This window comes from Zavarzinella sp. (genome assembly GCA_041399155.1).
In the GTDB taxonomy this organism is placed as follows: domain Bacteria; phylum Planctomycetota; class Planctomycetia; order Gemmatales; family Gemmataceae; genus JAWKTI01.
On the sequence record JAWKTI010000006.1, the window covers coordinates 1 to 12,947 of the forward strand.

The 12,947-nt window shown below is 51.3% G+C and carries 8 protein-coding genes; 1 reads left to right on the forward strand and 7 read right to left on the reverse strand.

The annotated features are described in order from the left end of the window. The 4 genes from R3B84_22105 to rlmN form a co-directional block, all read right to left on the reverse strand. The coding region (locus tag R3B84_22105) for a hypothetical protein (GenBank protein MEZ6143269.1) at positions 1-804 on the reverse strand (804 nt) is incomplete at its 3' end. 872 nt (positions 805-1,676) lie between these two features. Beyond that, entirely contained in the window at positions 1,677-2,552 is an 876-nt protein-coding gene (locus tag R3B84_22110; GenBank protein ID MEZ6143270.1) for a hypothetical protein, read from the reverse strand. Between the two features lie 334 nt (positions 2,553-2,886). Further along, positions 2,887-4,128: an LL-diaminopimelate aminotransferase gene (locus tag R3B84_22115; GenBank protein MEZ6143271.1), complete on the reverse strand. Its 1,242-nt coding sequence runs from the start codon at positions 4,126-4,128 to the stop codon at positions 2,887-2,889. A 201-nt stretch (positions 4,129-4,329) separates the two neighbouring features. Beyond that, the gene (rlmN, locus tag R3B84_22120; GenBank protein MEZ6143272.1) at positions 4,330-5,421 is read right to left on the reverse strand and encodes a 23S rRNA (adenine(2503)-C(2))-methyltransferase RlmN; all 1,092 of its coding nucleotides are present in this window, start codon (positions 5,419-5,421) and stop codon (positions 4,330-4,332) included. 117 nt (positions 5,422-5,538) lie between these two features. On the opposite strand from rlmN, the gene R3B84_22125 reads away from it, so the two are divergent. Further along, positions 5,539-6,492 (forward strand): hypothetical protein, encoded by a 954-nt coding sequence (locus tag R3B84_22125; GenBank protein ID MEZ6143273.1) that lies wholly within the window; start codon positions 5,539-5,541, stop codon positions 6,490-6,492. 54 nt (positions 6,493-6,546) lie between these two features. On the opposite strand, the gene R3B84_22130 is transcribed toward R3B84_22125, so the two are convergent. From R3B84_22130 to R3B84_22140, 3 genes are all read right to left on the reverse strand, one after another. Further along, positions 6,547-8,694, reverse strand: coding sequence for an elongation factor G (locus tag R3B84_22130; GenBank protein MEZ6143274.1), 2,148 nt, complete (start codon positions 8,692-8,694; stop codon positions 6,547-6,549). Positions 8,695-8,855: 161 nt separating this feature from the next. Beyond that, a complete protein-coding gene (hisA, locus tag R3B84_22135) occupies positions 8,856-9,608 on the reverse strand; it encodes a 1-(5-phosphoribosyl)-5-[(5-phosphoribosylamino)methylideneamino]imidazole-4-carboxamide isomerase (protein ID MEZ6143275.1) in 753 nt (250 codons plus the stop codon). 65 nt (positions 9,609-9,673) lie between these two features. Further along, positions 9,674-12,946, reverse strand: coding sequence for a WD40 repeat domain-containing serine/threonine protein kinase (locus R3B84_22140; GenBank protein ID MEZ6143276.1), 3,273 nt, complete (start codon positions 12,944-12,946; stop codon positions 9,674-9,676). Position 12,947 lies beyond the last annotated feature (1 nt).

Genomic DNA, 12,947 nt, shown 5'->3' on the forward strand with positions numbered 1-12,947 from the left:
ATCGACCTCTATCCATCCAGGTTCATTGGGGCTCTCCCATCCGATGTTTGCTTGGTTGAGTATGTTAAAAGGCTTGTCATAGAGATTGTCGTTGTTGTTGTCGATGAAATAGCGATTTCGATACTTGTAGAAATTCTTCGGCTCATACTGCCCTTCCCGCAGATTGTCGGACAAGACTGAGCCGAGATAGCAGTATTCCCGATAGCATTCGATCACGTCCGAGTCGGAGCGAAGACCTTTTGCCGGAGATACCATCAGCCAGTCTCCTTTGGCGAGACGGTGAGGAGTGGGGTCAGCCAAATCGAACGAATTCGCCAGACTTTTCGTAATTGTTCCTGTCTTCCCTGCATCGAGACCCGTCAGAACGACGTAACGTGAGCCTAGATAGGCACCAGGGCAGAAACCGTAATTGATTGAAACGTCCTTATCCCTATGACTACTGAACGTGAGACTCCTCCCATCGAGACAAAACACGCGGATAAACGAGACAAACTTCCCGCGGAGGACACCGTTTTCGTTGACGGCGAACACACCGTACCAGTTACGGTCTTGCATCTCCCCTGTATCCAAGGCAGGATACTCAACGCCTGTTCCCCAAAGAATCTCCATGCGCTCATTGTTGTTGTTCAGGACCGGTAGGACCGTTTCACTGTTGCAGTCGTGAAGATAGTTGCCTTGAAAATACAGGCCAGCCATCGGGACCATTATAGGGAAGCCATCAGGCGAGTTGATAGTAACTCCTCCACCCTCCCATCGAAAATCGACATGCCCGTTCCACAGTACTGGCCTCGTGTGCTTTGCCATCGTTCCTGCTCCAATCGCTGGTTAGGCCGCTTGCGGCCGTCACATTTAATATATGCTCAATCGCTGACCACGTTAAGCCGGCCGCCGGCCGGCTTAACTATAATTAGAAAGAATTGATTTCCGTCTATTCTTTCGGCGATTCTGGCTATCACTTTCTGTGTGCAATGTACCACTGCGCATGAAAAGGTACATCATGAGGAGCGCCCTCATTGGGCTGTAATATACTCAGTAGATCCAAGGGGTGCAATGAAAAAAACAGATTGCAATACGGAAACATAAAGGACACGGCAAAACTGGATTCCCGCCTTCGCGGGAATGACGTTGTGGTAGGTCAGTTTATTGGTTGCACTTTGAGTTTCTGCAATGGAGTCTCGCCTGCGTGGGAATGACGGTTGGTGGTGGGCATCGGATTGCGGGTGCTAATTCAAGGCATCGCCCTGGATTCCCGCCTACGCGGGAATGACGGTTGTTTCAAGAATCTCTTTGCGTCTGTGCATGAAGACACTGTAGAATCTTAAGAAATTCCCTTGCTGGCGCAGCGGGCTATGACGGTACGTAACAGTTTATTGGTTGCACTTCGAGTTTCTGCAATGGAGTCTCGCCTGCGTGGGAATGACGGTTGGTAGTGGGCATCGGATTGCGGGTGGTAATTCAAGGCATCGCCCTGGATTCCCGCCTGCGCGGGAATGACGGTTGTTTCAAGTATCAATGCCAGCTACACTGCAGAGGGGCTAGCATTAAAACCAGCCTGTACAAGTTGTCAGAGTGAACGAAAATGGAATACCGTCCAGAAATAGTTCGTAATGCGTCGATAATAATGCGAACAGCGTGAAGAAATTCTCTTTGCAGTTCAGAATCAGCACCACCAGATTTTAGCGCACGGAATACAGAATGGTCTCTGCGGCTGTTTTCATTGCCTGGCGTTCGGTTTCTTTGCCCGCCTGGGATTTCATTTGGAAAACGCCTTCAAACAGTATCACAACGACCACTTTTCGTTCTGCACACCAGGTAATTGAATAGCCAATGAAAAGCTCTTTACCTTCCGACTGCTCTATACCAATGAAAGACGAGCATCGTTGATCCGCGGCATTCAAACCATCCTTTGCATCAATGATTGTATTCTCGTTGCCAGAATCATGAAATGAGTTCGCAATTCGATCAAAATCCTGTTCCGTCTGGTTTTCGATAACCGATTGCACGACGGCTTTCATGTTTGGAAATCCTCGGTGCAAAAATCCTGCTTTATTGTTCAAGTTTGCAAAATTGACTACTTCCCATTTTCTGGAAGGTAATGTCACTTCAAACTTTCCATCGGGCGATGAATAATCCCACGATGCAGAATTGTTTTCTGGTTGCAGATTTTTTCCAATGAAGCCCATGATGGTCATGCCTGCACCAGCAAACAAATGAAGGACACAGAATATCAGTCCTGCAATGGGTGGTAAGGCTCTCATGTCTGACGAGCGACGGGTGGCAAGTGCAATACCCGCGAGCACGATACCCGTGAGGCTCATGATTACTCTGGCAATTCCAGAGCTGATCAAGACGGTGGAATGATGTTCTGGGAATGGTTTCAAGACGATTTCAGGAACCACAAAAACCATCAAGCCACAGAACAAAGATAAATATGCCAGTCGTCGAGGTGTGGGAGTGCGGCCACGTAAGCCCAACACCAGAAAAATCAGTGGGATGCACCCGAACATCACCACAGAGCACAAACGACCAATCATGTTTGGCGTGAGTTCCATCTGAATAAGACCCCTATCGAGTGATCGTGCTGTCATTCCTGCGGTTGGATGCAGCAGCAAAAAACCGCCCAGAATAGGTTTGGGCGTTACGCGTACATGATATTGCAAATGCGATGATTTGTACAATTAAAGCAATATAGTGTTGTACGATTATTTGAGCATTGATGTGTACATAAAAAAAGACCCAGGGTTGCCCCCGGGCCTAGCTCATCACGTCGCCCACTCGCGATGAACTAATATTAATTTAAGCCGAAAATTGCTGGATGTCAACAAGAAAAAAAAAAATTCTGCTCAAAGTGTGAAAATTTCGTGATTATTTTTTTAGGGAAATGTGTTACGAAAAACGTAAGTTCAGATTGTGTAGTCGTTTACGTGTTTCAGACATCAAATCATCCTCATCCGCTTCGGTGGGGGCAATATATGTGGCAGAGAAGCGTAAATAGGAACCTGCATCGTCCCAGGGCACAGTGCAGACCGATTGTTCATGGATCAAAAACTGGGATGCTTCTTCCGCATTGGCAAAATTTCGCTCCCCTGCACCAGTTGGGGCCTTTGTGTACAGAAAGTAGGTGCCACCGGGCATCTGGGCTGCAAAACCCACATCTTTCAGGACTGCCACCAGCTTTTCCAGCCGACGGCGGTATTTTTCGCACACGGCCCGTGGGATCTCTGGATTTGCCAGTGCCTGTGCTGCGGCCATCTGAATGGCCATAAACTGGCCGCTATCGCTGTTATCCTTCACATCAGCATAAGCCTGCACGATTTTGGGGTGACCACAGACCCAGCCCAGTCGCCAGCCGATCATGTTATAGCCTTTGGACATGGAATGAACTTCCACACCCACTTCTTTGGCACCATCCACCTGCAGAAAACTGGTGGGTGGACCCTGATAGTTCAACATGCAGTGGGCGGCGTCCTGCACCACAATAATCTGGTTAGTGTGGGCAAATTCGATCACTTTCTTGTAAAAATCGGTGGTGGCCACCGCACCGGTGGGGCTGTTGGGATAGTTGATCACCAGTAATTTCGCCCGCTTGCGGATATCTGATGGAATACCATCCAGATCGGGAAAGAAGCCATTTTTTTCCAGTAACGGCAAACGATGCACTTCCCCACCGTAATATCGGGTGTGGGTGCCAGCAACCGGATACCCTGGCACCGTCATCAGTGTGACATCACCCGGATTGATGAAGCAGGCAGGCAGCATTGCATACGCTGGCTTGGAGCCAATACAGTGGCAGATTTCGGTATCGGGATTCAGAGTCACACCGAATTGGCGTGCCATCAGATCAGCGGCAGCCTGTTTGTAGGCTGCAATGCCATTATCAGCGTAACCCCGGTTTTCCGCACGATCGACCTGTACTTTCAGTGCTTCCCGCACGCTGGTATCGGCCATATCGTCGTTTTCGCCGATTCCAAAGTCCAGCAATCGCAATTCCGGGTGGTCTGCCAGGGCTTTTCGCTTCGCACGTTTGATTTTTTCAAATTTGTATATTTCGGTGCCTTTCCCGTAGTTGGCACCACCAATACGGTCGGCAAAAAGCGATTGAAACCAGGGATCAGCCGTCGCAGACATAAACATTCCTTTTGTGGTAACAGCGAAAAAGGTAGTTATAGCACTCCCACGCACGTTGTTGTGGGGGGATCATCGGAAAAGGGCAGGAAAGTTCACCACAAAACGTGCAGCCATTTACCTTGCATGTGATTATTTGATTAAGTGAAATATTTATACGTCAACAATTCGCCATTTTTGCGAAATCCCAACCGAATACAGCAATTACTGTGCGGCAGCAGCGATTTGTGGCATGTTTTCCAGCACTTTTCTGCGAAGTTGTCCGCAGGCAGCATCGATATCCGCACCTTTGCGTTTCCGCACCTTCACGCTGATTCCCGCGTGACGCAGGGTGGTAACGAAGGCGTTCTGTGCCTCGGGTGCGGGGCGACGATAGGGCAGATCCACAACATTGTTCCACGGAATCAGATTCACGTGGGCCTTGCGATCCCGCAGCAGGCGGGCTAATTCGCGGGCATCAGCAGGCTGATCGTTCAATTCGCCCAACAGAACATATTCGTAAGTTACTTGCCGGGAAGTAGTTGCGTAAAAATAGTCTGCCGCGTCCAGAATTGCTTCAATCCCAATATTGGCATTGGTGGGCACAATCTGATTCCGCAATGCATCGTTGGGTGCGTGCAGAGAAACAGCCAGGTGGTACTGTTTGCCCGCATCAGCCAGGGCACGTATTTTTGCGGGCAGTCCCACGGTCGAAATGGTGATATGGCGGGCACCGATGCCCAGTCCTTTCTGCGAAACAGCGATTTCAAGTGCCGCCAGCAGGTTATCCAGATTGGCCAATGGTTCACCCATCCCCATCACCACAATGTGGGACAGGCGTTCCCCAGGTGCGGTCAGGTTTCGCAACAGGACTAATTGCTCTAAGATCTCACCAACAGAGAGGTTACGTTCAACGCCCTTCAGGCCACTGGCGCAAAAGACACAGCCCATGCCACACCCCACCTGGGTGCTGATACAGGCGGTGCGGCGGGTTTCTTCCTGCAATAATACGCACTCAATCGATTTGCCGTCCTGCCACTCCAGTACTAACTTGTGGGTTTCGTCTGTCGCAATCCGGTGGGCCACCACATTGGCCTGAAACAGGTGAAATTGATCTTGCAGGGCAGTGCGGAATGCTGCGGGCAGGTCGGTCATGCTGTCGAAATTGGCGGCACGTGCCTGATAAAGCCAGCGCAGCACCTGGGCAGTGCGGAATGCAGGTTGTTGCTGTGCAGCCACCCATTGCTGGATATCGCCCACTGGGGTATCCAAAAACGCCTTTTTGGCAGTCGAAAGTAACGGTAACTCGAGATTCATTCGGTTATTCTACAACATGGCAAGCCTGCCCACCTAGAGTTTGGCAGACTTCTGAAATCGATTTAGAATGAAATCTACCACCAGATCTCGAAATTCGAACCCACTTCGGAAATCATCATGGCGAAAACGAAGCCAAAACGACGGGATAACGATTCTCCCTGGAAGGAGTTGCTGGATCACTACCTGGAACCGGTATGCGAATTACTGTTCCCCACGTTACATCAAGCGATACGGTGGGACAAAAAATACAAACCACTGAATACCCAGCTCCGAAAGCGCGACCAGGACGCACTGACAAACAACCAGCATGTGGATTGTCTTTACGAGGTTTATCTGAAATCGAACACTACACCCATCACCCTGTACCTGCATATCGAGGTTCAGTCGCAACAGGACACCGCTTTTGAAGAGCGTATGCTTCGTTACTTTATCCGATTGATTGATAAATACGGACCGAACATTCGCAGCGTGGCAATTCTGGCCGATCCGCACCCCACGTGGCGACCGACAGAGTTTCTGGAAAGCAATGATGAAAACGAGCTCATTTTTCGATTAAAGTCGTTTAAGATTCTGGACTTACGCGACAAATTAGCGGAACTGGAAGCCCACCACAGTCCGGTGGGGTTGGTGCTGGCCGCATGTGTTCAGAATCTGATCCATAGTAGCAACGCAAGATTGCAGCGGGAGGCGAAAATCCGCCTGACACGCCAACTGCTTCTCCGTGGCATCACTCCCGATGAGATTGTCAACATCTTCCGCTTGCTGGAATGGATGATACAATTACCCAGAGAAGAAGATGAGAGATTCCAGGCAGAGTTATTGTTGCTGGAAGAGGAAATGAAAATGCCATTCTTATCCCCCAGAGAACTCCGTGCAATCGAACGCGGCCGTCAGGAAGGACTTGAACAGGGCTTGGTAACTGGCAAAGAAGTGGGTGAGCGAATTGGACAAATTCGTTTGATTCAGGAATTGCTTAATCTGAAAATTACCCCGTCGTCCCGACTGCAGAAAAAATCGCTGGAAGAACTGGATGCCATCATTGCCGATCTGCGGGCGAAATTAGCGGAATAATTGACCAAGTGATGCAATCTTGGTACCTCACAAGAATCTATTTGCTGCGCCGGGTTACGCCTCATCCTCATCAGCGTGGGCGGCAACTTTGCTGATAATCTGTTGCTGCACGTTCATCGGCACGATGTCGAAGTGGCTGAACTCCATTGTGTAAGATCCCGTTCCCTGGGTAATGCTGCCCAACTGGGCGGCGTAGCGGGTGATTTCGGCCAGTGGCACGTGGGCTTTAATCACCGTAATGTCGCCTGGCAGGCTATCCTGATCGTGCACGTGACCACGTCGGCTGTTCAGATCGCTAAGAATCGCACCCGTGTATTTGGCAGCGATGTTAACTTCCAGATGCACAATCGGTTCCATCAACACCGGGTGGGCAGCCAGAATCGCCTTTTTCAGTGCCAGTCGACCAGCAATTTTGAAGGCCGCTTCGGAACTATCCACTGGGTGGTCTTTGCCGAAGTGCACTTCCACCGCCAGATCCTGGATGCGGTTGCCCGAAATCGCCCCACGTGCGAGGAGTTCCAGGCAGCCTTTTTCGACGGCAGGCATGAACTGGTTGGGAATTGTCCCACCCACAATGTGGTCGATAAATGCGAAATTATACTCTGGGTGGTAACTCACATGGCGCAATTTCTCAAATCGGTGTTTATTGGCAAACTGCGCTTCCAGTTCCTCTTTGGTGTGAATATCTCGCGACAGTGGGTAAATCCGCAGATGCACCTCGCCGAATTGCCCACGTCCGCCTGATTGTTTCTTGTGCTTGTATTCCCCTGCCGCATCCGTGGTGATCGTTTCCCGATAGGGAATTTTCGGCTCTTTGGTGACCACTTCCAGGTCGAAGCGGTGCTTCAGACGCTCCTGAATGACTTCCAGATGCAACTGACTGACCCCATTCATCACCATCTGGTGGGTCTGTTCATCGTGCGAAATGATAAACGTGGGGTCTTCGTCGGCCATTTTATGAAGACTTTGTGAGATTTTCTGCTCATCCCCACGGCTTTTGGGTTCTACCGCCAAACCGTACATCGGCTTCGGAAATTCCGGTAGCGGCAACTGGGGGGCATCTTTGGTGAATGCAATCGTATCTCCGATGTGCAGGTCGTCGATTTTTGCCACCGCCACGATATCCCCAGGGTAGGCTTCCTGCACCGGCTGCAGTGTTTTTCCTTGAATCATCAGGATCTGTGGGATGCGATTCGCCTTTTTCGTCCGCAAATTCAGCAACTGGTGGGCACTATCCATCTTGCCCGATAGCACCCGAATAAAACTGAGGTGACCCACGTACTTATCGTGGACGTTTTTGAAGACCAGCCCAAGAAATTCACCTGCTTCATCAGCCGCTGCGAACGAATCTGTGTGGCCGTTTGCACCCGCCAGATAACCATTCAGGCGTTCTTTGGCGTGCCACGGGGTGGAGGAATACATCGCCAGTGCGTGCAATAATTCTTCAATGCCCTGTTCCTGTTTGGCACCCGTGCAGAAAATCGGTATCACCGTTCCCGCTTCCACCGCACGTGGGACGGCTTGTTCCAGTTCTTCCAGCGATAATTCACCCGCTTCCAGGTAGCGGGTCATCATCTCTTCATCACACTCAACAATGGCATCAACCAACTGGGCCCGCAGATCCGCAGGCCGCATCGGTGCGGTCGCTGGAACTTCTGCAGGGGGATTCATCACAGACAGCACTCCGTGAAAATCGGCCCCCAGCCCATCGGGTACATTAAACAGCACGCACTGCCGACCGAACGTGTCCTGAATATTCTGCAGTAATTCCGGAAAATGAATGTTGTCTGCATCGCACTTATTGATGACGATCAGGCGGGTAAGACCGTACCGGCCTGCCGCTTCAAACATGCGGCGAGTCATTACTTCTACCCCACTGGTGGCGGAAATGACCGTAACGGCGGTTTCTACTGCGGTCAGCGATTCCATTGCCGCACCAATAAAGTCCGGATAGCCGGGTGCGTCTAACAGATTGACAAATTTGCCTTCATGCTCGAAGTGCAGCACCGATGTATCAATGGAAAAGTGGTGCTTGTGCTCTTCATCGTCATAGTCGGAAATGCTGGTTTCATCGTCGACGTTGCCCAGCCGCTCGACCGCGTGGGCTTTGTGCAACAATGCATCCGCCAGGGAAGTCTTTCCACTGGCACGATGGCCCACGAGGGCAATGGTGCGGATGTCTTTTTCGTGATACGTTAACATGGCGAAAACCTCCTTCATAAAGCCGATCAGTTCGATCGTTTAAGGGAAGGCGGCCTCGCCGGAACTACCAGGTGATCAAGGAGGCACTCAGGCACCCCGGCCAGACAGCACGGAGGCCGTCTGGCGATTGTCTTCACCAGTTACATCGAGAGCACTTGTCATCAGGTCGACTCCGTCGGGGTCGTCTTGTTTCCTGCTGCGGCAGATAATGCCTCCAGAACAGCAGTCAATTCCAACTGTCCTTCGTACAAGGCCCGGCCAATAATACATCCCGCCAGGCCACGTTGGGAGAGGGTAACCACATCTTCCAGCGTTGTCACCCCACCGGAAGCAATCACTGGCAGCGGGACAGCATTCGCCAACTCAGTAAGTCCTTCCAGATTCGGTCCATTCATCATACCATCTCGGGCAATGTCGGTGTAAACAATTGCTGCCAGTGGCCATTGGGCAAATTCACGGGCCACATCCAGCAAGCTGGCATCCGAGGTGGTTAACCATCCATGTGTTGCCACTTTACCATCGCGGGCATCCAAACCCAAGACAATTTTTCCGGGAAAACGTTCGACTATTTCCCGCACCCACAGTGGGTCCTGCAGTGCCCGCGTGCCAATGATCACCCGCTGGACGCCTGCGGCCAGGGTCTGGGCGATATGCTCTTCCGTTCGCATTCCCCCGCCGACCTGACAGGGGACATCCACCCCACGCACGATCGCCGTGATTGCTTCGGTGTTGGCGGGCTGGCCGATTTTCGCCCCATCCAGATCCACCAGGTGCAGCATGGTGGCACCTTCGGAGACCCACCTGCGGGCCATGGCGACCGGATCGTGGCCAAAAATCGTTTCCTGGGCATAATCGCCCTGCCGCAATCGAACGCATTTTCCCCCACGCAGATCGATTGCCGGTAATATTTGCATTTGCTGCACCTTCCCACAAACAGGTTTCTGATGTTATACATTATGGTGGGTGATGGGAACAAAAATCATTTCCGGATGCGGTGGTGCCACAGCCGAATTTCCCCAAGACTGGTGGCGGTCCAGAAGCGTTCGCCATCGACCAGAATACTGGTCACATCGCTCGGAAAACTGATCGCGGGTGCCAGTGGCAGGTTGTGTTCCCGCGACCAAAGCTGAATCGACTTTTCTGTGTCTTCAAAAGAACTGATGTTCTTCTTAACCCACAGTGGGTGATTGTGGATGATTTCGCTTTTTTCGGGCAAATCCAGCCGTTCGACACTCAACTCCGGTAAAACTTTGTCTAACCCGTTGCGTTCCCACTGTTCAATCAGTGGTGCGAGACTTTTCACCCACCCAAGGTGGGGGAGATTTTCCCGGTGAGCTATTTTCTTTGCCGGACTTCCTGGCTTCCAGAGGAAAATGAATCCTTTCTCATCCAGCAATATTGCGATAGAGCGATTTCGCAATATACGCCCATCCACAAAGCGACAGTGGTGCGGCAATTTTACCGAAGAGTGTGTCCCAAACGGTCCCGACCAGTATTCCGCAAACCCAGTGGTGTGGGCATCTTCTGCCAGCACCAATGTGCCCAAAGTGCTTGTGGAATAATCAATTAGGGAAATTTTGGCTCCCTGCGGTGACAGTTCATGCTTTTTGCGGTTTCTGCCCGTCTGGGCATTGATCAGGTAAAGATTGGCATCGGCACAGCCCACCAGAAGTGATTCGGGATCGTCACCGTTGGAAGGGCATACCTGAAAAGCGACACACGGCTGGGCAGGTTTTTCGGGCAATTCCCGCACCACCTGTGGGGCACCATCTACGATGGCGATCTGCCGTTCGACTTTACCCGTTGTGGCGTTCCGCACCGCAATCCCACCCGCGTGCAGAGAGTAGAGCGTCAGCCCATCTTTACTGAGTTGCAGATCAAGCACTGGCTGATGAACTTCACGAATGGAAAAGTCCACCACTGGGTAGATGGCGGGCTGTCGTTCGTACCAGGTGATTTTTCCAACGGAATCGACAAACAAAAGGTGAAAGCCATCATCGGATAAGGCAGCATAGTCCCTATCAACAATTCGGTTCAATGGCAAAGTTAGAACATTGCCAATCGTAGAATCAAAGAGACAAATTTCTCCAAGATTTCTAGATGAGGTAACCATCTCATTTCTGGAATGAACTACATTATGTGCAGCACAAAAAGGTGCATAAAATGATGTTATCTCTATATCTGCAGCAAATGTAGTTTTTCTGATGCCGAACGGTGGCACATATACTGTTACGGTGCCATCCCTAGTTACAAATAGTGTGTCATAGACAGCAATTCCGCCTGCCCAGGAAAAATCAGGTACCCACTGGATTGGCTTATTTGAGCCTATATGCTTGTAGTATTTGTAATCAGCACCGATTCTGACGAATACACTGGGATGCCAACGAATGACTCTCGTATCCTTCATCAATTCATCGGTCACACCTGGTGGGGCATCCCAGCGATTAGCCACCGTATCATACAACCACGGGCGACCATTCTGTTCTTCCAGCACCCACTGGGTATCGGATAGCCAACGTAAATGTCTCGGAACTCCTTTTCCCGGCCATGTGGGGCTGGTTTTTAACTTGCGCCGCGTTTCGCCAAGATAAATTTCCAGCACACCTGTGGTGCTGGCAATTGCCAGCTGCTCGCCATTCGTTGACCAGCAGAGTGCCTGAATAGTACCATTAGATTCGATGCTGCTGAATGTCTGTTCGCCCGGTCGTTTGCGCCAGAACTTCACTTCTTTGCCCGCACCAATCGCTACCAGTTTATTCTGGGGGTGCATCGCCACGGTGGTACAACCGGGTACCGTTGTACTCTGCACTTCCATTAACTTTTTGCCTGCCCAGGCTCGTTCCATTTCCATCAGCGTTTCGACAGGAATCGCTAAATTGGGATTTGCTCTCGCCGTGCGAATCTCTTCCCGCAATGTTTCCATGCCCGATTCGTATTCCTCATCATCGGGATAGCCTGCCGGATAAGTTCGATTTAATTTCTCCACCGCCTCCAGCACCGCGGTGCGTTGGCTGGCATTTTGTTTTTCTGCGAACTCGATAGCAGTGCTGTTGGGTTCTTTTACAGATCCGTCGCGCCAGATTTCCCGTGCCAGCCAACCCAATGCGACCAGCGAAAGCAGAATCAAGCCGAATATCGGCCAGGGAACTTTCCTACGGGGGCTCAAAGAAACGGGTTTCAATAACCGCGTGCGATCTTCGCGAGCATCCAAATACCGCCCCAGGGCACTGGCTAATGCCAACGCATCAAAGTACCGATCGGTGGGGTTCTTTGCCAGGCAGCGCAGAATAATCTCTTCCAGGTCTTTGGGGCAATCGGTTCGCAACTGGCTGGGTGGCACGGGGTCTTCAAAGCACACGGCTTTCAGGATCTCTATGGTACTGTTGCCCACAAATGGTGGCCTGCCTGTCACCAGTTCATACAGTATTGCCCCTAGTGCGTAAACATCGGTGCGTACCGAAACATTTTCGGTCTGCCCCAGTGCCTGTTCTGGTGCCATGTAATTGGGTGTGCCCACTGCCTGCCCATCCTGGGTCAGATGCAGTGGCTTGTCCAGGCGTTTTGCCAGCCCAAAGTCGGCCAGTTTCAGCAAAGCGGCCCGTGCGGGATCACTTTCCTGTTTCCCAGGCAGCCACACCACACTTTCACTATCGGTGGGAATGCCATCCACATATTGCAACAGAACATTGCCTGGTTTTAAATCGCGGTGAATAATCCCCCGCTGGTGGGCAAAATGGATCGCCATTGTCAGCGTGCGGACCAGTTGCACCGCTGTGATTAATGGTAAGCGTTGTTTCTGGATCAATTGAAACAGCGTACCACCGTTGATGCATTCCATTGTCAGAAAACTGTAATCACCATCGCGGCCCACATCATAAATCTGCACAATATTCGGATGGTTCAGTGCGGCAACGGTCTCCGCTTCTGCCACAAATCGCGCCACTTCGGTAGGATCTGCCCCCAGGCCGGATGGAATCAGCTTTAATGCCACGTCGCGGTTCAAATCGAGGTGCCGTGCCAGATACACCACACCCATCCCACCTCGGCCCAGAATTGTCTTCAGGGCATGTCTGCCAATCACTTTCTGGATCGGTTCAATGCCCTGTTCCCTGCTGGTCATCGGTGGACCATCTGCCGATTCTACCTCGGTCAACGGTGCCTGCTGCTGGTCAGGCGTTTCCATATCAGGAAACTTCCCCACCCGCGTGGGCTGGTCGTCGGGATTCTGGGGTGGCTGGGAAGGTTCCATCATC